The organism is Pararhizobium sp. DWP3-4 (assembly GCF_049898205.1).
Lineage (GTDB): Bacteria > Pseudomonadota > Alphaproteobacteria > Rhizobiales > Rhizobiaceae > Pararhizobium.
Window position 1 is genome coordinate 1 of record NZ_JAFCXF010000029.1, and the last position, 21,983, is coordinate 21,983.

At 56.2% G+C, this 21,983-nt stretch carries 20 protein-coding genes and 1 pseudogene; 11 read left to right on the plus strand and 10 right to left on the minus strand.

The window, feature by feature from the left end; translation table 11 throughout:
- Positions 1-363 precede the first annotated feature (363 nt).
- A pseudogene (locus ACP7E6_RS29065) lies at positions 364-627 on the minus strand (AraC family transcriptional regulator); the annotation flags it as partial.
- A gap of 1,200 nt (positions 628-1,827) precedes the next feature.
- Between ACP7E6_RS29065 and ACP7E6_RS29070 the strand changes: the two are divergent.
- From ACP7E6_RS29070 to ACP7E6_RS29090, 5 genes are all read left to right on the plus strand, one after another.
- The gene (locus ACP7E6_RS29070; RefSeq protein ID WP_426233655.1) at positions 1,828-1,995 is read left to right on the plus strand and encodes a hypothetical protein; all 168 of its coding nucleotides are present in this window, start codon (positions 1,828-1,830) and stop codon (positions 1,993-1,995) included.
- A gap of 251 nt (positions 1,996-2,246) precedes the next feature.
- On the plus strand, positions 2,247-2,555 hold the full coding sequence (locus ACP7E6_RS29075) for a hypothetical protein (protein ID WP_426233611.1): 309 nt from the start codon (positions 2,247-2,249) through the stop codon (positions 2,553-2,555).
- Positions 2,556-3,818: 1,263 nt separating this feature from the next.
- On the plus strand, positions 3,819-4,364 hold the full coding sequence (locus ACP7E6_RS29080; RefSeq protein WP_426233612.1) for a nutrient deprivation-induced protein: 546 nt from the start codon (positions 3,819-3,821) through the stop codon (positions 4,362-4,364).
- Positions 4,357-4,773, plus strand: a complete 417-nt coding sequence (locus tag ACP7E6_RS29085; RefSeq protein WP_426233614.1) for a phage holin family protein — start codon at positions 4,357-4,359, stop codon at positions 4,771-4,773. The genes ACP7E6_RS29080 and ACP7E6_RS29085 overlap by 8 nt, the downstream gene beginning before the upstream one ends.
- Positions 4,773-5,780 (plus strand): DUF3618 domain-containing protein, encoded by a 1,008-nt coding sequence (locus tag ACP7E6_RS29090; RefSeq protein ID WP_426233616.1) that lies wholly within the window; start codon positions 4,773-4,775, stop codon positions 5,778-5,780. The genes ACP7E6_RS29085 and ACP7E6_RS29090 overlap by 1 nt, the downstream gene beginning before the upstream one ends.
- A 305-nt stretch (positions 5,781-6,085) precedes the next feature.
- Here ACP7E6_RS29090 and ACP7E6_RS29095 read toward each other — a convergent pair whose 3' ends face one another.
- The 3 genes from ACP7E6_RS29095 to ACP7E6_RS29105 all read right to left on the minus strand — a co-directional run bounded on the left by ACP7E6_RS29095 (position 6,086) and on the right by ACP7E6_RS29105 (position 8,008).
- Positions 6,086-6,607 (minus strand): hypothetical protein, encoded by a 522-nt coding sequence (locus ACP7E6_RS29095; RefSeq protein WP_426233618.1) that lies wholly within the window; start codon positions 6,605-6,607, stop codon positions 6,086-6,088.
- 10 nt (positions 6,608-6,617) lie between these two features.
- Positions 6,618-6,800, minus strand: coding sequence for a hypothetical protein (locus ACP7E6_RS29100; protein WP_426233620.1), 183 nt, complete (start codon positions 6,798-6,800; stop codon positions 6,618-6,620).
- An 824-nt stretch (positions 6,801-7,624) separates the two neighbouring features.
- Positions 7,625-8,008 carry a hypothetical protein gene (locus ACP7E6_RS29105; RefSeq protein WP_426233621.1) on the minus strand — a complete coding sequence of 128 codons (384 nt, stop codon included), beginning with the start codon at positions 8,006-8,008 and terminating at the stop codon, positions 7,625-7,627.
- A gap of 371 nt (positions 8,009-8,379) precedes the next feature.
- On the opposite strand from ACP7E6_RS29105, the gene ACP7E6_RS29110 reads away from it, so the two are divergent.
- Positions 8,380-8,673, plus strand: a complete 294-nt coding sequence (locus ACP7E6_RS29110; RefSeq protein ID WP_426233623.1) for a DUF3175 domain-containing protein — start codon at positions 8,380-8,382, stop codon at positions 8,671-8,673.
- Between the two features lie 202 nt (positions 8,674-8,875).
- Here the strand turns inward: ACP7E6_RS29110 and ACP7E6_RS29115 are convergent, their stop codons facing one another.
- The 4 genes from ACP7E6_RS29115 to ACP7E6_RS29130 all read right to left on the minus strand — a co-directional run bounded on the left by ACP7E6_RS29115 (position 8,876) and on the right by ACP7E6_RS29130 (position 11,453).
- Positions 8,876-9,061, minus strand: coding sequence for a hypothetical protein (locus tag ACP7E6_RS29115; RefSeq protein WP_426233625.1), 186 nt, complete (start codon positions 9,059-9,061; stop codon positions 8,876-8,878).
- A 71-nt stretch (positions 9,062-9,132) separates the two neighbouring features.
- Positions 9,133-9,771: an HAD family hydrolase gene (locus tag ACP7E6_RS29120; protein WP_426233627.1), complete on the minus strand. Its 639-nt coding sequence runs from the start codon at positions 9,769-9,771 to the stop codon at positions 9,133-9,135.
- Between the two features lie 45 nt (positions 9,772-9,816).
- A complete protein-coding gene (locus ACP7E6_RS29125) occupies positions 9,817-10,695 on the minus strand; it encodes an NAD(P)H-hydrate dehydratase (protein ID WP_426233629.1) in 879 nt (292 codons plus the stop codon).
- Positions 10,692-11,453: a histidine phosphatase family protein gene (locus ACP7E6_RS29130; RefSeq protein ID WP_426233631.1), complete on the minus strand. Its 762-nt coding sequence runs from the start codon at positions 11,451-11,453 to the stop codon at positions 10,692-10,694. Before ACP7E6_RS29130 ends, ACP7E6_RS29125 begins: the two co-directional genes overlap by 4 nt.
- Before the next feature lie 478 nt (positions 11,454-11,931).
- Here ACP7E6_RS29130 and ACP7E6_RS29135 point away from each other — a divergent pair, with 478 nt between their 5' ends.
- Together ACP7E6_RS29135 and ACP7E6_RS29140 are read left to right on the plus strand one after the other, a co-directional pair.
- Positions 11,932-12,252 (plus strand): response regulator, encoded by a 321-nt coding sequence (locus ACP7E6_RS29135; protein ID WP_426233633.1) that lies wholly within the window; start codon positions 11,932-11,934, stop codon positions 12,250-12,252.
- 185 nt (positions 12,253-12,437) lie between these two features.
- A complete protein-coding gene (locus ACP7E6_RS29140) occupies positions 12,438-14,168 on the plus strand; it encodes a sensor histidine kinase (protein WP_426233635.1) in 1,731 nt (576 codons plus the stop codon).
- 684 nt (positions 14,169-14,852) lie between these two features.
- Here ACP7E6_RS29140 and ACP7E6_RS29145 read toward each other — a convergent pair.
- Positions 14,853-16,853, minus strand: a complete 2,001-nt coding sequence (locus ACP7E6_RS29145) for a sensor domain-containing phosphodiesterase (protein ID WP_426233637.1) — start codon at positions 16,851-16,853, stop codon at positions 14,853-14,855.
- Between ACP7E6_RS29145 and ACP7E6_RS29150 the strand changes: the two genes are divergently transcribed.
- On the plus strand, positions 16,837-17,112 hold the full coding sequence (locus ACP7E6_RS29150) for an NAD(P)H-hydrate dehydratase (RefSeq protein ID WP_426233639.1): 276 nt from the start codon (positions 16,837-16,839) through the stop codon (positions 17,110-17,112). The two genes, ACP7E6_RS29145 and ACP7E6_RS29150, sit on opposite strands and share 17 nt — an antisense overlap.
- Positions 17,113-17,616: 504 nt before the next feature.
- A complete protein-coding gene (locus ACP7E6_RS29155; protein WP_426233640.1) occupies positions 17,617-17,919 on the plus strand; it encodes a DUF982 domain-containing protein in 303 nt (100 codons plus the stop codon).
- Positions 17,920-18,603: 684 nt separating this feature from the next.
- On the opposite strand, the gene ACP7E6_RS29160 is transcribed toward ACP7E6_RS29155, so the two are convergent.
- The gene (locus ACP7E6_RS29160; RefSeq protein ID WP_426233641.1) at positions 18,604-19,113 is read right to left on the minus strand and encodes a hypothetical protein; all 510 of its coding nucleotides are present in this window, start codon (positions 19,111-19,113) and stop codon (positions 18,604-18,606) included.
- A gap of 654 nt (positions 19,114-19,767) precedes the next feature.
- Here ACP7E6_RS29160 and ACP7E6_RS29165 point away from each other — a divergent pair.
- Entirely contained in the window at positions 19,768-21,600 is a 1,833-nt protein-coding gene (locus ACP7E6_RS29165; RefSeq protein ID WP_426233643.1) for a methyl-accepting chemotaxis protein, read from the plus strand.
- Positions 21,601-21,983 lie beyond the last annotated feature (383 nt).

Here is a 21,983-nt window from a genome sequence, read left to right on the forward strand (position 1 = left end):
GGGAGCGTCGCCAGAATGGCATCCGACGTATCCTGGAACAAGCTTTCAGTTGGTTTTTCCTGTAAGCATCCGCGCTTGACTTATCCTTGCGCTGATAACCGGCGCGCCATGCCGTCACGGTGCACCAACTGACGCCTAAAAGGAAGCGGAGCTCCCACCCAGTTGTAGTGCCACTACTGCGCCGACTGCAAATCGCAACCGATCTAGCCGTAGCTCGACGTAACTATCCGGTGAAGGCCGCTACGGTTTCGCCTGAATGTCCACGTTTAGCGAACGCGCTGTTTAGCCGGATCGGGAGGTTCGGGTTGAAAGCTGCTTGTCCGCCGCCGTGGACAGAAACGGACAAGCCGCCACAGAGGTTCGCTATTTCAGGGGCAGGAAGAGCTCTGCCTTCCCCGCATGTTCAGGTGCTTCGGGAAAGAAGGTGAGACGCTGGTAATACAGGGGCAAATCCCTCGCTTCCTCGCCACTGGCCGGCAGCCAATCGCGATAGAGGTAAAGCGCGGCAGGCTCCAGATCATCGGTGTTGCCGACGACTTTCAGCACGGCGCAGCGGCCGCCGGGAATTATGCCCGCCTCGATATGCTCTCCATTCGTCTTGATCGGCTGATCGGTGCGTGCGACGATCATGGACACCCGCGTGCAGAGTGTCGGTAAAGGCAACGGAGGGTGTCGAAATGGCAAGGCAGCGAAATTCCTACTTGCGGCGGCTCGTAGCTATTTGTAGAGCTTCCTGTCTCTCGTTGCCTTTGGCAGCTCTTGGCCTCAATGTTTCCCTCCCGACCTTACACCTCGAGACCGGTCCCTTCGCCATCATTCGGCTGAAACTAACAAGAGCATCAAGTCCCACTAAGCTAACGACGGGACAGACCATTACGCTCAAGTCGTCTCTGGCCGGCAAGTTCTTCAAGCTCCGATCGAATGTGATCGCCTACCGCTGCGACCGAGCTTGCGGCTACGGTACGAACGTCGCTGAGGCCAAAAACAAGTAATAATTCAGTTTCCATTCGACGACCAGGCATCACCAGATGGCCATAGCTCCCCATCCAAAGCATTCCATCTCGGCGCTGCCATACACTCCTCACTTGGAGCGTCTCGACGTCTATTCCGTAGTGCGCAAAAATTAATTCGGCTCTGTAGGCATCTGTCCCGTTTTGGGCGTACATCTGCTTCCCCATGAAATTGCAAATTTTGACAACCCCAAGCCGCATTCTAACATCTCCCACAGCTAATAATCAAGGACAGGGACACCAAGCAGAGCCGGTGTCTCAGCTTGCTTTCGAAACGCCGCCGATATGTTGTCCCCCCAATGGGTAGCCCCTTGGTGCCAGGAGCCCTAAGCTCTGCTCAATCAACGTTGGTATCTCCGCGGAGACGAGTTGCCGGCTGGTTTGACGCCGCAGCACCAAACTGCCGTTGGCGACGACTCTGCGCTCCGCCGAGTATTTTTTTCTTCCTCCAGACCGCGTGGGATCTCGACCAGCCGAGGCGCCACGACTCTGATTTCAGCAACGTGGATTGCTGTTAGCCGCTTTAGCTCGTCCGCCTTTTCGGTTAGAGCCGATGCTTGTTTCCGTTTGTCAAAAGGGTCGGGATTTCGAGATACATATCCTGCCGTGGCAAGCGTGCCGACTAGCTTGGTTGCCGAATGCGGCGCGATAAGCCTGCTAAGGCTCCAACTGTCATAGGTTCTATGAGGAGTTGCCTTACGCTGGCAGCAGACCAAAGAGCTTGTCAGACCAGACGCTTGGCGACATCGTCTCCGACGCCTCAATACCCCTCGCCCGTCCCAATGATACAGTTGGTTATGTCGCCTACCTCGTGCTCATGACCGGGATCGGCCGGATCCCCATCGTCGATTCCGCGAGCGGACAGCTCTGCGGGCTTGTCGCACGCAAAGATCTGCTCCGCCTTCGCCGTTTGATCGCTGAAAGTGGGACTGAACGGCAACCCTATTTTGGATCGCGCAAAGACCTGCCAAGGGCACAAGTATAGATCGAATCAGCCACGTGAACTTGTTTGATTCTATTACTGAGGGCCGAGCGCGTAAGGAGTTCCTTACAGTTTTTATAGATGACTTGGAACGCTGAAGTCATTTACGTCCCAGCGTAGCTCGCCTGTGAAAAAAAACTTGGCGATTACGCTTGTAGAACCCCAATGGGGGTTGCCGTAGGTTAGTGGGTAGCCGGCGTTATTTGCTCACTATTGCTAGCTTTGAGGCAAGGTGTTTAACTTATGGAGGTCCAATGCCGAGTTTTGTCGAACCTGACGTTGTTCGCGCAGCTATCCATCGAACGCTTTATGTACACTTTAACAAACGACCTGAGGTGACATTCGATCTGAAAATGGTCAGGTCTTTGATTGTCGGGGAGGGAGTTGCTGTCACCGACGACATTGCATGGGAGAAGCTTTTTTCGGTTCTCATCCTCGAAATGATCGAAGACCATATAATTTTACTTTGCAGAAACGGAGCATCTCATACGTTTGTTCGTGTCGAGATGCCAGGAGCAGAGCCGGCTTGGAAATATTCTGAAACCCCAACCGCGGTGCCGTGAGCGTCATATGCACTCGGTACTTTAGAGACACGTGGTGAGCCGCCGACGCGCGACGACAGGCACCTATTTTGGTCGGCTAAAACTTTGAACGGTTGCTAAACGGATCTAGGACAGAGATTAAGCGATATCGGCGCCTACCTCCTTTGGGGGAGTGCTCGACAGACGCGACTCCCCGAGCGCTGGAGCAATTGAAATCACCGAGCGGGTCAAGAGCAAAGGTCGCGTTGCGTCTCCGGCTGATCTGACGGCGCAGTGCGATCTGGATCCGGCACATTTCTCTAGCCTACGATACGACCCTGATTTGCATCGGGAGACCAGCTCGCATTGATCGAAGCCGACGTGGCCGATGTCTATGGAAAGCTGACGTACCACTCTAGTCGTGGCAAGGATCCGTGGCACAGACAGTATAGGCATGGGAGTGAGGAACCGCTTTTCGCTGGTTTAACGGGCCGCCTGTGACTTCTCCGCTGATCAACCGCGTGCGATCAGATCGGTATCCAGGGCGGCAATCACAGGTACCACCTCGCGCACTAGTACGAGACCGACAGGATGCCCTTCTTGGTGCTGAACGAAGATCTGGCTGCTGTGCTTGACTTTTTACCGACCGCCGTCGTCAGGACTGAACCAGCCGCCTGACTGCCGCCAGCACGTGCGACATTCCTTACCGACCGCCGCAAGCTTGACCAGCTAGCGACATCACGGTGGATGAATGAATTGTTAGTGAGCAAAAATTATGTATTCGCGGGTATCAGAAGTCGAGGAGAACGAATCCGATCGACTGCCACGAGAGATTGCCTTCTGTCACCTTGAACCTCTACCTCGACGATTCCGGAACTAGACATCCCACCCACAAGGTCGGGAAGAAAGCGGCGCACGGGGTTAGGATTCCATAACACTCGTAAGCGATGAGAAGACGATTGGCTTCTAAACTTAAAGCTGAAGGGCATCATCCACACTCCTCCTGTTTGCGTACTACCGATTTCCATTATATCGTCCGGCATTATGAACTCGAAGGTAAGCAACTCAGGCCTTGAAACAATGGACGGCGCTCCGGGATGCGCTTTAGCCACCTCGTTGGCAGTGCCAGCGAGGTGACCGTTATGGTGACTTCTGATCAAACAACCATCTCCTAATAGCCGGAAATGAAGTCGTCGTCGCCAATTCCTGAATAAAATGGCTGCCGGGGCTCTCATCGGAACAAAAGCCGAGAATTCATGGTTCAAGGGTACGGCGACCGCCGTTTTTTCACCATGGGAGGCTCACATGCCGAGTGAATTTAACGAACCGACTGACGCGTCACGTGCATCGTTGCGAACATCGCCTTCAGTCACGGAACCTCAAGCATCGTTCACGGACCTGAAAGACAAGGTTGCCCATGACATCTCAGCGGCAACGGACACGATCAAGACTGGCGCGGACAGCGCTGTCGAGAAAGTGAAGGACGTGGTCGCAGAACAGGCAACCTTTGCCGCACGGCAGGTCGGCGGGGTCGCGACCGCGCTTCAAAAAGTAGGCACTGAACTGGAGGGGTCTGATCAGGCAGAAGTCGGTCGCTACGTCAAGCAAATCGGGCAAAGCGTTCAAGGCTTCGCGAAACAGATGGAAGGTAAGGACATCGGCGAGATCGCCAACATGGCCGAGGAATTCGGCCGCAGGCAACCGTTGGCTTTCCTCGGCATTGCCGCGCTGGCCGGACTGACCGCCAGTCGCTTTCTCACCGCGTCCGCCAAGAGGACACCCTCCGTGACGCCCAATGCTCCTGCGACTACCTTTGCTTCCAACCGGACCGGAGGTCAGGAAAATGGCTAAGTCTCCTGAGAATGCCCCTCTTTCCGAGCTACTCGGAGGACTTGTCACTGATGTCACCGGACTGCTTCGCAAGGAAATCGATCTCGCCAAGACTGAAGCTTCGGAAAAACTCTCGAAGGCCATGAGCGGGGTCGAAGTCCTCATTATCGGGCTTGTCTTGGCTATCGGAGCAGTTGGCGTGCTTCTGAGCGCCGTTGTCGGCGGTCTTGCCGCTTTTCTCGTAACACAGGGCTTCAGCGATACAGGTGCGACCGCCTTGGCTTCCTTTATCGTTGGGATTGTGGTCGCTTTGATTGCTTGGGCTCTTGTTTCACGCGGCCTCGCGGCCCTTCGTGGAACCAACATGACCCTTAATCGAACCGCAACGTCGCTTCGCCGTGATGTTGATGCTGTGAAGGAGAAAATCTGATGGAAACTTCAACCGAGAAAACATCGGCCGACCTCCAAAGGGAGATTGACCAGGATCGCCAGCGCATCGGAAATCGCATTGACGCTATCCAGGAACGGATGTCGCCGGGCCAAATGATTGATGAGGTTCTGGCCTACGCGAAAGGCAGCGGGGGCGGTGAGTATGCCAGCAACCTTGGAAAGGCTCTCAAGAACAACCCGCTGCCCGTCGCTTTGATGGGTGTCAGCCTAGCTTGGCTGATGGCAAAGGGTTCGACGCCAGCTGCGACATCCGCTGGGTCACAAGGTGTTTCAGAGTATCCTCTTTATCGTGCCGACGGCCCCCTACGCCGTCTCGGCCCTCCTGAAGCCGAAAACGGATCGCGATACAGTTACTTCTCTGACAGCACCGGCAAGAAACTCAAAGCCCTGACAGATGAGACGGGCCGCCGTGCTGGCCATTTCGTTGATGAAGCAGGGGCAACATACCGGGGCTTCGCAGATGCTAGCGGCAAACAGGTCGAACAGATCGCCGACGAGACGGGCGCTATGCTCGACGCTGCATCCGGCTGGCTTTCCGATAAATGGGAGCGAGCAAAAGGCGCGGCGAGCGACATGAGTGCTGCGGCATCTGGAGCGGTAAGTTCCGTGTCAAACCAAACGTCCTCCGCCACCGCTTCGTTGCGCGGACAAACCGACAAGCTGAACGACGCTATACTTAGGCAGTTCCGGGATCAGCCTCTTGTTGGAGGTGCTCTCGCCTTCGCGGTCGGAGCAGCCATAGGCGCAGCTCTTCCCCATACCGAGATGGAGGACGACCTACTTGGTGACGCCGCCGACAGCACGAAGGATAAAGTCACGGCTGCTTCGAAAGATGTCGTTGACCGGGGAAAAGAGGTTGCGTCTGAAGCCTACGATAAGGTTGTTGAAGTGGCCTCCGATACCCATGACATCATCAAAGATCGTGTCGTTGAAGAGGTCGATTCGTTCAAACACGGGATGACCGAACAAAAACCAGGGCAACCCTAAACGCCATTCTCATACCTAAAATTGGCTCGACACCCTGGAAAGGTTGTCGAGCCTCTACTGCGCAACTGTGAGCCGCCTGAATCGGGATCCGGAACGGACCGCCCAAATTCCGGCAGGTCTTGGCTGCTAGTCCTGCAAAACCTTCAGCATCGCATTTCGTTGTGTCCTCCCGCTCGCCTCTGCTTGCTCAAGGTTGTCCTTGAGATCGGCTTCTTTTTATGGTCCTTCCGAGACTATTTAACGCCGCGCGGCGCACGTTAGGGCATCAACAGCCGAGGTGATTGCATCGGAAAAGCCTTCCGCCCTCAATTACTCAAGCGACCATCTCGCCCTCTTTGCGACGACGTCATGAAGATAGGCGACAATTTTCTCTTCGATGCCGCGAACCGAAGCTGCGACCCGGTTGCAATGCAGAAAATGTCGACCAGGAGCGGATACGGACCCGCACGATCCGCGGGAGGCAGCATAAGCCAGCCGTCAACTTGTTCTGACCCGCCCTTGCCGTCCGGAACATCGAACGACTTCAGGCAGGTTATCGGGCAAGCGTGACGTTTCCACCAACCATTGAGGTCTGACAAACGAGTCTGGTCGCTGCCATCATGGTTGCAGACAAATAGCTCGGTTGGGCATCCCGGACTTGCCCCAGCGAACACAAGACGATCACGAGTGACTGCCAACTTGGAAACGTGCCGGCGTTCGGATGCGATGACTTTGAAGTTGCCGCCATGCAAATCAATTGTCGCTATCGGCTGAAGACCTTCACAAACGATGATAAAGAAGAGTCTTTTCGAGTCTTCCGACCAATGGATGCTATCACCCGACAGCACTTCAATCGCCTCATCTCCGAGCGAAGGTTTCGAGAGTTCGCGTGTCGATGCGCCAAAGCCGGCTTTGAGAGCTGCCTTCTAGTTCAGAGCCCGCGAAGACGATCCAGCAGCCGTCTGGTGACCATCCCGGCACCTGAACGGATGCGATGTCCTTTGTGACCTGCACGACATCCCCGCCGAGATCATCCATCATCCATGTGTCCGTACGCTGCGCCTCTCGCGCGGATGGCCCTCCGGTGAGAAACGCGCGGAGCCGATATCGAACGGGCCGTCCGTCAGTTGTTTTGCTTCGCCCCCTGTCGCTTCAACGACGAATAGATGGTACTCCCTGTTGAGCGTATATCCGGTGCCTTCGGCTTTGTAAGGCAAGCGCCATACGACGTGAGGCCCGTCACCTGCTCCCGGCGGGCCGCGTTTTCCTTTGAGCGAAGGATCTACACGTCTTGTTGCTATGAAAAGCACCCTCAGACCGTCCGAAGACCATTCGAAGGATGATACATCACCTGCGACGCGGGTTAGGGCCGCACCGTTACCGTCTTTACCGTCGGGCGCGCTCAAAAAAATCTGGGCCCCGTTGTCTCCTCGATCAGAAATGACCCCGAGCGTGATCCCATTCGGGGACCATTTGGGAGTATTGCCACTATGCAGGAACGAAAGAGGTGGCCTGGGCGGTACCAGTTCACCGCTCCATACGCTCACGTCGTAGCCATCACGCTTTTCTTTACCGTCTCGATTGTACACGCGATACGGCTATGCTGGACACTTAGACTCCGCACGCCCGCAAAAATCACGAGATCCACGGGGCTGAAGGGCCGTTCTTCAAACTGAGGCATCATACCGCTCTGATGCACCGATCTACGTTCCGCTCACGTTATCAGCCGAACAGCACTTGCTGGAAATCGGCGGTATCGGCGGGGTTGAACAACCTTGGCCCGGAACCATACCGCGGGATTTCCTCGTCGCAGCCGGTTGAAAACACGAAAGGTAAAGGTTTCAGCGCCGCGGTGCACTACTCTTTCAACGACCCGCCTTCGCGGTCGCGCGGGGTGCGTCCGAATGAACCGGTTTTCGCCCTTTGGCGGAACCGCGCCGATACCACGTTCGCTGGGCGCTGCGCGATCCAAACGACAGGCGCGCATTAGTAAAAGCTTTTTTCTCAATGAGGGAACTGCGCGGACATCGCGTGGTTAGGCTGTTACGTCGCCGAGGAGCGACGCTCAAAAGGAGGAATAACCAATGACTAATCAACAACAGCAAGGCGGTAGCCAAGGTGGTCAGCAGGGCGGCGGCCAGGGTGGCCAGCAAGGCGGCGGCCAGGGCGGTCAGCAAGGCGGCGGCCAGGGCGGTCAGCAAGGCGGCGGCCAGGGTGGTCAGCAAGGCGGCGGCCAGGGTGGTCAGCAAGGCGGCGGCCAGCGATAGTACTGTCAAAGGAGGGAGGCCCATTGGGCCTCCCTCCACTTCATACTCAGAGTACGCCCATCCGGACTGGAACGACTTTTCGTCAAGCTGCAGGCCTTTGGGCCGTTACGGTGGTACAAGCTACTTGCCACCCTTATCGTCGCCACAACCTTTAACTTCCCCATAATCATTTGCCGCGACGCGACAGTGAGTGACGCTGGGAAAAGCATTCTGGATGACCAAAACGGTTGGCTCATATTACCGCGCCGTCTTTGCCATCGTCTTCCCGGCGTTTGCGACTTTGTCTTTCAACGCATCCAGTTGCGCGGCTGACGACATCGGTGGTCGGCGGTCCGAAAGTCGGGAGCACGGAGATGGCGAAGAAATCAAAAAAGAAGTGGTCACAGGATGTGACCGCGAACAGCGACGCAATGGACCTTAAAGACCGCGTGTTTAAAGAGCGCAGCGCCAAGAAAATTGCCAAGTCCCTGCAACAGTCCGCCGAACACAGCGACCGCCGTAAGGCGAGCCCATTTCAGTCTGCCATGTCGATGCTGACTTTCTATATCGTGCCTGCCGGTAAGGGGCTGTCGAAATCTCGGCTAATAACGCTTGACCGGGCAAAGGACGAACTGAGGAAGGACTTCGATAAGCCGCCAAAACGCTGAGCTCTTTGCCTGTGGACTATGCGACCGGTGGGTGGGAGGAGAAATACTCTGCCCGGTAAACCGGCTGGATGGTACGCAATGAAGCGCAGCGGTCGGAGCCGCGACGACCGCTTTTAAAAACGAAGAGACAACACCCTTGACGACAATGGTCTAGGAAAAGTACGGTGTAACCGAAAGAAACGATCAGCTCCTCCAAGGCGCATCAGCCGGAAAACAACAACGACCGGACGGGGCGACCAAGTTCTTCGTCGCCCTGCAGCCGGACGACCTCGTGGACCACTCGGGCCGATCCGGCGCCCCTGTCACTGACTTCCCGTTTGTCCTCTTCAGACATGTTGCTGGAAGGTTGGGCCTCCTGATCGGGTGTCTTAGTGCTGGATGTCGACATCTGCGTTCCCTGGGATTTTTCGTAGCCGCGACGTCGGACCCTTACCCCGCTCGCGGCAGGGCTTGCATGGATCACTGGCCAAGTGGCGAGTTTTTCATAGTCGGCGAGCAGAGCAGCAACATCATCGTAGATCCTGACCGCCCCCGCCTCCATGAGGACCTCGTCGGCAAACCGCCGGATCTGAGCGCGACGGTGGCGATACCGCATTTTCCAGCAGCTTCCATGTCGTATGGCGTATCCCCCACGACGATTGCCTCTGAAGGAGTAATTCCTTGGAGCTTCTGAAGAGCTTTCGAGAAAATTTCAGGGGCCGGCTTGGTGTTTTCTACCTCATCGCCGCTCGTCATCACAGCGACCAGATCTCGAATCTGAAGAAGGTCGAGATAAATATCGAGATCGTCCTTCGAAGCGGAGGACGCCAACACAACTTCCTGTCCGAGCCCATGCGCATGGGCGAGAAGGTCACGAGCTTTTGGAAACGGCCGCACGTTGCTCCGAAACCTCATTTTGAAGATGTCATCGTGCGCCGCGCTGAGCGTTTCTCGCGTCGCCTCGTCCAGTTCTGGCATCAGTGCGGGTAGCAACATATCCGCACCCTTGCCGATCTGATCGCGGATAACGGTTCGCTCGAACGTCAGACCGATACCAGCAAGAGCTTCATACCAGGCATCGACATGCATGTCGTTGCTGTCGACGGGAGGCGCTTCCAACCCATCAAGGACGCGCCTTTTGGAACCACGCAGAGCGGACCAACTTTACCGCGTCTCGCTCATCAGCTTCGGTATCAGGTTCGGGATTTCACGGGCCAGAAAACCAAGCGGTCCCACCGTCCTTGCGAGCTGCGCTCCTGCTTCCCCATGAAGGAAAACACCCCACGTGGCGGCGGCCACCGGCTTGGTTCCCCGCGCTGCCAGTCCAGCCACGATCCCGGCGAGAACATCACCAGAGCCGGAGGTCGCCAGACCGACACCACCGCCTTCATAGCGCCAGATTCCGTCCGGTGCTGTTATGACCGTCTTGCTGCCCTTCATGATGACGATCACACCGAATTTGTCCGTCAGGCGTGAAGCCGCTGCCATAGGATCGGCCTCGACCAGCTCTTTGTCTACGCTCAGCAGGTTCGCCATTTCGCCCGCATGAGGGGTGATGATGACCCGGCCGGCATACCGGCGCAGGCCCTCGCCGAGCTCGGTGATCCGCGGGAGGGCGCCGGCGTCGACGACAAGCACTGCTTCGCTGCTGCTATCGAGAAGAGATTTCAGAATTTCGTGGCAATCTTGTTCTTCCACCATTCCCGGTCCAACGAGCAAAGCGTGTGTGTTAGCCCACCTTGAGGCCACGAACGCCACCGGCTCAGATTGCAGTCCGCCTGCTGGCGTCTCCGGCAAGTCGATGACCAAAGCCTCGGGCATCGCGACGGCCAAAGCTCCGGCGCGGCTCTCGACCGTGACAATCTGTAGCTTGCCCGCGCCGGCCCGCATAGCTCCTAAGGCTGCCAGGAAGACAGCTCCGGGAACTTCTCTACTGCCGCCGATAATGCACACACGGCCTCGCTCTTCCTTGCTACCTTCTGCAGGTTGCGGCAGTGGCAGAGTTTTCAGAAGACGCTCGTCGATGATCTGAACCTCCATCATCGAGCCGCCACGTTGGCATCTTTTTTAGCCGTCACCGGCGCTCCGGCTTCGACAAGCGGCGCCACGAAATTGTAGCGCTTCAGCACCAGCCCGCCTCCGACGTCCTTGTCGGAGCTCGCCACGTATTCGGTGACAGCACAGTTCGATACGTCGCCCTGGCGATCGATCTCTAGGATCTGCTCTTCGGATAGGTTCTCGATGATGTAGCGCATGCATAAGACGACAACCTGATGGGCAACGATGAGGACGCGTTGGTCGGCATAATGGAGGCTGATCGTATCGAGCACGCTTCGCAGCCGCAAAATGACGTCGCACCAGCTCTCCCCAGCCGGTGGCCGATGATAGAACTTTCCCAGTATTTGCCGGAACTCTGCCTGATCCGGATACAGCTCCTCGATACCCCGCCGCGTCAGCCGGTCAAGAACACCGAACTCTTTTTCCCGCAGCCGCTCGTCGACGCTAACTGGAATTCCGGTCGACGCGGACAGCTGCTGGGCAATGGTTTCCGCCGTCCGGACGGCCCGTTTGTATGGCGACGCCAAAATGACATTGGGCTGTTCCGATAAGGGCAGATCGCCGAACCATGCTGCGAGGGCGTCCGACTGCTGTTGGCCAAGCGCGCTCAAGGGGACGTCGACATCCCGTTCTGCGATGTCAATGCGGGCATGGCCTGCAAGATCGGCGGCATCACGAGCAACGTTCCCAGCACTTTCGCCGTGGCGCACGATCCAGATTTGTTTCGGCCAGTTCTGCTTCATGCGGCTCCCCTATGACGGCCTATCCATATTAAAAGCGCCCGAGTCTAGACTTGCGAAGAACCGGAATTTCTTCAGAAAGTTCCGCCGCCCGTCTCGCGCGAATGATATATCAGTGGGCTGCAGTGGCGCGGGGAAAGCAGACTTGCGATCGCGTTGACCCAGCGACGCTTGCCCAACCGCGTGCTCCGGTTGACTGCTCGACAGCCAGTGGAGAAGCGCTTCCAATGCTGCCTCCGGCCCGCCCGTAGCGCCTCCCGCAATCCTTGGACCTGCCAAGTTCGTCCGCGGCGGCAGCGGCCGATTAACAGCTAGACGAGAAAAGCATCGTGTTCCTTGTTGTCGATCACATCGAGGCGTCGAGCCTAAGTCCCAAGATGGTCGAGCCGTTCAGAAATCCACGCTCAACGCCCACCGAGGCTATCGACGATGTTGCTGAAGTCAAAGGCGGGATAGCCGCTAAGAGGGCCGATTTCATTAGTTGTCTTTTGCGTGGTTCCTGACTGATACCGCTCAGCAGCCGGTCTTCCCTCTGTACGAATTTGCCCTATCTAAGTTCAATATTGATCGCGCAACAACCGGGGTATCTATGGACACAATTTCGGTACTTCTAGTCGAGGATGAGCCGCTTTTGGCGCTTGATGTTGAATCTGCCTTGATCGATGCAGGGTATACCGTGACGATGACGTCTTCAGGTGAGCAGGCACTTGAGGCACTTTCCTCAATGGGAGCGCCTTTTAGCGCGATGTTAACCGACATTCGGCTCGGAAACGGGGCGGATGGCTGGGCAGTCGCGAAATAGGCGCGTGAGCTTATCCCGGGACTTCCGGTGGTGTATATGAGCGGTGACAGCGCTGCCAACTGGACGTCGATGGGGGTTCCGGAGAGCGTAATGTTAACTAAGCCCATGGCCCTGTCGCAGGTTGTTGTTGCCCTTGCCCAGTTGATGAATGCTCGCCACTCCTGACTTGCTCGCTGCATTCCGCGATGACACTATTCGTATCTTCTCAATTTCGGGGATCCGCCATTCCGACCGCTAAACTCTCCCGCCGCCTTTTTGTCCTGACGACGCTGGCCCTCATGCCGGCCGCGTTCATCCTGTTTTACAATGTCGCTTCGAAACGTACGGAGAAGCGGCTTGAATTGCACGCCGATGCCATGCAGTCGGAGCAACTGGCAGCGTTGGAGATCAGGCGGATCGTCACAGGCTTGGAAAATGTTTTGACGACGGTATCGTCCGCGCCAGTTGTGCAACGGTTTGACGGGCCGGAATGTAGTGCGTTCCTGGAAAGAGTTGCCGCGAACATGCGAGAGTTCTCGGGCATTTCCGTCGTTAACGCGGACGGCATCATTATTTGCCGCAAAGAGGCGAAGGGCGTGGGGACATCACTTAAGGACCGACCCTACTTTCAAGAAGCCATGACTTCAGGAAAATTCGTCATAGGTGGTTTTACCAACGGGAGGGTTAGCGGGGCCCAGGTGCTCCCAATGGCCGTTCCCATCCGCAACGATAAAAGTGAATTGCTGGGCGCGGTAATCGGGGCGTTAGACCTTAAGTGGCTTGGGCAACGCTTGCGCGATCGGGAGTTCCAGGGCCAAGATGCGCTGACTATTGCGGACCGTAACGGTGTCGTTCTGGCCCGTGAGCCAAAGCCTGAGGTCTTTGTAGGCACTCGTATTCCCGATGCGTTCCAACACCTCGTCCATGCCGACAAAACAGGAACGCTTGAGGTTACCAGCCAGGACGGTACGCAGCGGATCATTGGCTATAAGCCAGTCACTGTTGCTCCTGTGGGGCTCTACATTAGTGCGGGCGTCTCCACAGCTGATGCCTATAGGGCGATAGACCGAACAACCATCGTCAGCCTGCTTATCGCCTTTCTAGGGCTGTCCGTCGCCTACCTGGTCGCATGGCTAAGCAGCAAGCAATTGATCCATGACCCCGTAGGCCGGCTGGTGACCACAGTTCGCGCATGGCGTGCGGGCGACGTTGGCGCGCGAACAGGCATGACCGCTAAAGCCGGTGAGTTCGGCCTGGTCGGCCAGGCAATCGACGATTTTATGGACGAACTGATATCCAGCCGTGCCGAGCGCCAGAAGGCCGAGCAGCAGCGTGAACTGCTGGTGGGTGAGCTTGACCACCGGGTCAAAAATATCCTGGCAATGGTGCAGGCTGTCGCCCGGCAAACGTTTCGTTCTAAGGAGCTGACCAATGCCGCGGTTCAGTCGTTTGACCGACGCTTGAGCGCAATGAGCGAAGCTCACCGGCTGCTTATGAAAGACGAATGGCAGGCGGCTAGACTGGCGGAGCTCGTGGCGACCACGGTCGCTCCTTTCGATCGACCCGACAGGTCCGTATTCACATTGTCCGGAGCTGAAATCATGGTGCCAGCAAAAGCCGCGCTGGCATTCAGCATGGCCCTACACGAGATGTGCACCAACGCTGTTAAATACGGTGCTTTGAGCACGAGCGAAGGCAGCGTCGCTGTCTTATGGCTGGTGACAAGTTCTGCAGATGAAGCTGGCCCCCTGTTCCAGTTCCAATGGACTGAACGTGGGGGGCCGCCCGTTCAGCCACCCCAGCGTTCTGGATTTGGCTCGAAAATGATCGAACGCGCGCTTGCGTCAGAGTTGGAAGCGAAAGTTACTCTAGAATATTCTGTCTCAGGATTGATATGTACGGTGACTGCGCCCTACGAGAAATTTTCACGAGGATAATCTCGCAGAGAGCAGAATTAGCTGCCGCTCGAACATTAGTTGGGGCACGCTCCATGCTGGATACCCACCCGTGTCGCGCCTCTACAATCTCACTCGAGCTGAGCGCTACTTGCCAACCATTGTTGGCGCTCGTCCTGGATCTCCACACGATTAGCGTTTAAGCGCTTTACGACGACTTTCGTTGGATTCCCCCACAGTGACAAGTTTCCCTCCCAGCAGCTTTGGCGGAATATAAAGCCTTATCGGCAGCTTCGATCAGCTTTTTCGGCTCGTCTGCGGTGTCCCCGACGGCTGTGCCCACTCCGACGTCGTCCTTTAGCAGAGCTTGCGCTTCCGTTGTCGTTGGAGCTTGCCACCAACGCAACGAAGTACGGCAGCAGGGCGGAAGGGTCCATTTTTTTGGAGGGAGGTGGGTGGCCCGACAGTTGCCCCACCCACACGGAAGGGTTTCGGCTCGGTCCTCATCGAGCGGGCATTTCCAGCGACGGCGAACGCCACGTGTCTCCCGGACTACCGCCCGGATGGCTTGGTTTTTGAAATTACATTCGTGATCGAGGAACCCGCTCGTAAAAAGAACGTTGACTTGATTCAAGACAGGGCATGAGCACCAACGTTGTGTGAGCTACGCACCCCCTACCGCCGCGATTGTCACCTTTTGCTCCACGTGATCTCTTATAAATGATATTACGATCCTGCAGGCTCATGCAGTCGACAGTGGGCAACAGCATATTCCGGGGCGCATACAAAATATGGCTCCTCCTCGAAACGGCTCAACTTTGTAATCAGTTCTTCCAGGGCCACCTGCTCTGATATGTCGTTAATAACGCCGTACCACCGTCTACCTCGACTTTGCGTCGGTTCGCTCGGTAAGGCTTTACTGGATACCCACCGACAAGCCCCGTTGGGAAGCCGCAAGCGAAAACGGGTCTTGAACGGATCTGGAGACCCGAGGTGCGCCAGCCACTCAGTCCTGACACGGATTTGGTCGTCCGGGTGGATGCGGTCCTGCCACGCAAGGATTCTTTCTTCAACTTCGAGCACGTCCCGCTCTTCTGTTGGACTGATATCGATTAGCTTTCCCGTTTCATCAGCTTCCCAGAGAATACTGGGTCCAAGTGCCAGGGATTGCCGGAACTGATCTTCATGATGAAGCAGCAATCCCTCGAAAGCCTTCTTTTGCGTGATGTCAATAGCTGTCACCGAGATTCCAACGGTGTCTCCCGCATCATCGTCAACCCGTTCATTTATAACCAGATACACGCCTCCGCTCGGACTTTGGAACTCCAGCGGGCCGGTCCCCTCGCCAGCAAGCGCGTTTTTCAGTATGGCCTCGATCCTGTCAGCTTCCTGCAGCGGCAAGAATTCCTGGACCCTTTTTCCAATCATCTGCTCCGGTGTGAGCTTCAGCATCGCAGCAAAGCGATCATTGACGCTCAAATGAACTAAATCTGCACCAAGCAGGCAAAGCCCGATCGGTGCAGTTTGATACAAGGCCTCCAATTGATGGATGCGCTGAAACTGAGGCACCACCGGGAGAAGGGCCGTGCCGTCAGTTTGCTCCTCTCTCGCGAAAAGTATTCCGGCTTGCTTTGCAGGAAGTGGCTTCCCAAAGAGCCAACCTTGAGCGACATCACAGCCCATCCGCTTTAGTATATGAGCCTGCTGCTGGGTTTCCACGCCTTCCGCTACCACAGTTAGTCCCAGGTTTTGACCAAGCCCTACCACCGACGCCACAATACGCCGGCTGCCGCTGTCGCTGACCAAGCTGCGCACAAAACTACAGTCGATCTTGATCTTATCGAAAGGGAACGAGTGGAGCCGGCTAAGGCTTGCAAATCCAGTCCCGAAATCGTCAAGCGCAAGTCGCATGCCGACGCTGCGCATCGACGCCATTGTGGCGAGGGTGACATCGGTGTGTTCGATTAGCGCGCTTTCGGTAACTTCGATCTCGATGCGGTTTAACGGGAAACATGTCGCGCCTATTATTCTCGCAAGCCAGGAGAACAGACCAGGGTCTTTGAATTGCATTGCAGAAATGTTGAATGCCAGCGAGAAATCGTCGCCCCATACGCCTGCCTGCCTACATGCGCTCGATACGATCCGCTCAGTAAGAAGGTCGATGTGCCCGGCAGCTTCTGCTACCGGAATGAAATCAGCAGGGGAGATGGCGCCGCGGACGGGGTGTGTCCAGCGAGCGAGCACTTCGAAACCGATTATTTTGCCGTGATGGAAATCGACCAACGGCTGAAATGCGGGCCAGATCTGATCTGTTGAAAGGGCTTGGTAAAGTTCGCGGGCGTTCACTCGACCTGTGGCCGAAGTTACGTTCTTTACTGGCAAGATAGTAGAATGCGTTCTAGCTCGCCTCGAAGCGACACCCAGGATCTGCTTGATGGCATTAACAGCAGGTCCGCTTCCAGCCCAAGTTAGTCCGAAGCCTCCCGAACGCGAACAGCTTTTTCGCTCCTGGATACGGCAGTTGTGCTGATCGTCCCACGACATTTTTGCTCCTCCCGAGCTGTCTCGTCGGTTCAGACGAGATATCAGATGTGATATATTGCTAAGAGGTTGAATATTGGTTTCGAACAAGGAACCTTTGTCTATCCGGATTTTAGTGCGGGTTGGAACGTTGCGCCTGAGCCAAGATTCGATCGGGTCCACCGTCGAAATGCAGTCTTTCTTCATCGCTGTAACCGCTCCAGATGGCATCTGGCGCTACGAAGGGGGTGGCGTAGGTCTGGCAACCTCTGGCTCTGGCGATGTTCTGGCCGGCATTATCACGAGATTGGCGGCGCGTGGAACCCAACCGGTGACAGCGGCCATATGGGGGGTTTTCCTTCACGGCCAAGCAGGTTCACATCTAGCTCAAAAGGTGGGGCCCCTCGGTTTTTTGGCGCGTGAAATTTCCGACTGTATCCCCAAGCTTATGATTGAACCGCGCTAGCCATTGGAGGACCGCGCCTCGTTGGACCAAGATTGCTTGACTTCCAATCGGCGCTCACGGACCGCCTGCCAGCACTTTTTGATGCGTCGCCCTATATGCGACGCTGGAAAGGCTCATCGACTTCGAACGATTGAACGATGGACCCATCATTTTATCGCCACCGCGACGGATGCCAAGTCCGGCGAGGATGCTGTTTTCGACAATCGTAAAACGCAATTGAAGTCGCACACATTGTAGCCAGCACTGCGTTCCCCCGCTGAATTCAAGCGCTTGACGATCGATGTCAGAACCTACCTTGTTCCGCGGTTGTCCGCGAACCTGCCGTTGCGGGCTAATGTTCCGTATCTCGGCGGATACTGTCGGCAAGGGTCGACGGCCTGGACTCTAATGCGCGCCGACGATGTATGGGGGAGACCGTCGATCGGAAATTTAACGACAGGGGGAACAACGTAGCGTCGGTTTGGTTGGCCTCACTTGAGCAGACATCGGAGTTGGAGATTAGCCGTGACAACTTGGAAACCTGTTATTGTTCACTTGCCCATGGCGGGTCGGCAGACCATCCATGGTCCCTATGCAGCGCTCATGGCGCTCCTTATCGACTGGCCCGAGCGACGATCCGCGTATCATCGCGCGGCGGAGCTTTGCTCTGCCGCCCTAGATAACGAAGGCATGTGCCTTCTGGCACGTGAAGCGTTTTTAAATGCGGTCATCCGAGCCGGGGCGGGTGGGCCGGTCAACCGACGGGTTGGCACAAAAAAAGGCGAAAGCATGAAGTTGGTGAGCGGCTTATCGGCGATGCCTCGATAAATCTCACCAACGGTCCCCATGTCTAAGTTTTCTGTAGACGCAACAGGCTCACAAGACGCCAGAGTCCTCACGGAATGGTCTGCCCGGACTAACCAATGTCCGAGCGCGCCTGGAGCACTATGTCACAAGGGTTGGCTCGTCCAGCCCTATTGTACTAACGCCCTGCCGAACGGGTTAGGCAGGCGCGGTGGAGCATTACCTACTATGATGGCGCAGTTTGCTCTCAGCGTTTGATACCGGCAGCCGATTTGGGACGCCATCGATGATTAATTCTCCTCCATTTCCACGCCAAGCATATAGAAGCTGTGAAAGCCTCCGCTCCGCGGTAGCACTAACTAATGTTCTAGACATTATGTGGCATCACATTATCGATACCATGAAAAGCGGAACACCATAATTAAGCGAGTACTGCCCCAAGAAACCGGGCCATACCCATGTTAGTGTCAGTATGACCGGGCCAGGCGAACCACCAGCTAGGCTCTTGATCTCCATACTACATCTTCATGCTCCTATATTGAACGTTGGCATGGATGTCATACTTCCAGTCGCGCCCGTGGATAAAAGGCTGCTTGCGTTTCCGGGGTCGGTAGGTAGCCGTCAGCGATAGAGCTCCCTCTCGGGTGTCCAAACTCAGCGTACAAGCAGTCTACGCGGGAGCAAGGGCAGTGCCGAGAGTCGGAGAAATTATATCCGCCTCAGGTCAATTCGGCTTGTAACAACGGCTCGGCCTGTAGCGGGATCCGTGTCGACGGTCGTAAGCCGCATACCGGAAGTCCCGACCTTCTCGATTGTCATCTGCGCCCGTCGATCCCCGTTCACTTCCTTCGCCCATTTTATCGCGAGCTTGATGGCGTCTCCACCGCGCGTTCCATTCAGCCCGGCAGTGCCGGTGCCTGCGCCGACGTAGGATCCAGAATAGGTGCTGCCTTTCGTCTTGAGGTCAGCGCTAATGGAGCGGGAGAAGATGGCGAGGCTCGTGCATCTGCCGTTGAGCGCGAGCGAGGCCGCCGACGCGCCCGACTTGAACTTGCAGGTCACGTTGATAGTCGGGGCATTGATCCGCACTTTAACGGTCCCTTTCCCGCTCCAGTTTCCCGAGAGACTTTTCAAAAAAGCAGTTTCATCCGCACAAGCAGTGCCGGCGATAGCGAATGCCATTAGAAACGCAAATGACCGTGTGAGCATTTTGATCATGATGGTGCTTTCAAATCGAAAACAGCAAAAAATGGCTGTTCCGACAACAGAGGGAGGTACCCCAGAACCGCCTTGCACTGATTAAGTTCCTGCGTAAAAAGTGGTGTAGGAAGAAAATGACGGAGAGATAACACCAACAGTCGAAAAAGCTCTCCGTCGTGCGCTGTGACCCCCGCAAAGTCTCGGTCTTGCGCTCGCTAGTTGAACGAAGCGACACAGAAATTTCATCGCTTTTCCAAGCTCGTCATCCCTTTAGTTGGACGCGAAGGTTCCATGCCTCGTTTGGGCCGACAGCCGGCATGTCAGGAACGCGCCTAATGCCTGTGGTTCACACCACCCACATCCGGGACTAGAAGCAGTCGGTCTCCTGTTCGAATGGTCTCTTCCGGAACGCGGTCATACCCCACGTTAAGTATCGCGATCTTGGGAAGGTTGGTGATGAGCCAGGATTCGACATCCCGCAAAAGCCGAACAAATGGGCTCGTCGGACCGAGCCGGTGCCGCGTCCATTGCTTAAGCTGGATCGCCCGTCGGGCGGTGACGCATCAGGGTCCACAGGCGCCCCAACGCGACGACATCGCGAGCCGCGGGTGACAAATGCTTAAGCATGTTGCGCTAATATGTGGCATCTGCTCCTGTCTTAAGAGACCCACGATGGCATCGATCCAGAATAAAGTACTTGCAGCAAGCATTGCAATATTTGCGTTGGGAGGGGGCGCCACAGGCTTGGGCATTTGGTCAGCGGCCGTTCTGTCCGCAAATACCGCTGATGTGTCCCATTCGTCGCAAATCCTGCGAAATCACATGAAAGCAGACATGATGCATGATGCACTCCGGGCAGATGTGCTTGCGTCTTTACTCGCCTTCAATCCGGCTGCAGGCATTTCGGCCGATGCAGTTCGAACAGATCTTGCCGAGCACGAAGCATCTTTTCGGGAGATGATTGACGCCAACAGGGCTCTTGCTTCGGACGAGAAAACGAAAACGGTCCTTGCAAGCGTCGAACGCCCTTTGCTTGACTACATGGGAAGCGCCGAGAAAATGGTCGATCTCGCGGGCCGGGACCCCTCGGATGGGTTGAAGGCGCTGCCTGAGTTCATGCAGCAGTTTTCGACTTTGGAAACAGCAATGGAGAAGGCGGGAGATGAAATTACCGCGGCGTCCGACGCAATTTTAGCTGATAGTCTAGAGACCAAAGCCTTGGTCGATACCGTCATGAATGCGTTGCTGGGCCTAGCTGCATTGTTCGCGTTTGGCTTATATCTCGTGTTTCGAAAAACCGTTACGAAGCCGATCCTTGCACTGTCCAGCGTTATGGAGAAGCTTGCCGCCGGCGACACGAACATTGCCAACCCCGCGGCCGGTCGCTCAGACGAAATCGGGACGATGGCATCTGCGGTCGAAGTGTTTCGCAACGCCGCGGTTGCCAATAGGCAGCTTGAGCAAGAAGCCGACGGCGCGCGGCAGAGAGCCGAAACCGACCGCCTCGCAGCACGTATGCAGGCAGATAAAGAGGCAGCCAATCGCCTGCGCATCGCTACGTCCGGTCTTGCCACGGGCCTGAAGAGGCTCGCATCCGGTGACCTTGCGTTCCAGATCGAAGAGCCGTTCTCAGCAGAATTTGAGGCGCTCCGGCACGATTTCAACACGTCCGTCAGTCAGCTCGACGAAACACTGGGGGCCATCGCCTCTGCTGTTGCCGCGCTTGAGGAAGGCACTAGTGAGATTGCATCCGGCGCTGGCGATCTGTCCAAACGAACAGAACAACAAGCTGCATCGCTGGAGGAAACGGCTGCAGCGCTCGAGCAGATCACGATCAATGTGTCGAACTCGAGCAGGCGAACGAACGATGCCCGTGACGAAGCGACCGAGGCCAATATGAACGCTGCCAAGTCCGCGGAGGTGGTATCCCATGCGGAGGAAGCCATGCGCCGTATCGAGGCTTCGTCTCAGCAGATTTCGAGCATCATCGGCGTAATCGACGAGATCGCCTTCCAGACCAACCTTCTGGCTTTGAACGCCGGCGTCGAGGCTGCGCGTGCTGGCGATGCAGGCAAAGGATTTGCGGTTGTTGCACAAGAGGTGCGCGAGCTCGCACAAAGATCTGCAAAGGCAGCAAAAGAGATCAAAGGGCACATCGAGAAATCGTCCGCGGAGGTGGATACCGGCGTCAAGCTGGTACTCGATACTAGCCAGGCCCTCCAAACGATCAGCGGACAGATCGCTCGTATCAACCAGCATATGGATGCAATCGCAACGTCTGCAAAAGAGCAGTCGACCGGACTCGCCGAAGTCAACACAGCGGTCAATTCCATGGACCAGGTGACGCAACAGAACGCGGCTATGGTCGAGCAATCGACCGCCGCATCGGTAAACCTGGCCAAAGAAGCAGCGTGGCTCCGGGAGCTTGTCGCTCGCTTCAAACTTCAGGACGAAGCGCAGACGAAATCCAGAGTGACCCGCGCGAATGGTCTGCTCGCGGCGTGAGACAGGCGAGAGCGAAAGCCCATTGAGCTGTTCACGGAAATCGTGGTCCGCATTAAATAACGCGGCGCCGATCCAGGGATCAAGCCTACCCGTGCAGTCAAGACTAACACCAATGCACTGCCGCCAGTGGCCACCTGACAGCAGATATCACTCGAACCCTTACCCGGGAACCTTGAACATCTCACGCTTGGGATCTGACTATCCACCACGCTATAAATTCACGCGACCCGCGGCCTGCGGGCTTCGAGAGGCTAGCTAAAACGATTCTCGCTAGAACAGGAGTTTTCGCGGCGTTTTTCATCTCCAACGTTCTTTTGCTTGATGCGCTCCAAGAGCCTTGGACAAAGTTTCTGTAATGTTTTTCATGACGTCCGGCTGAGTTC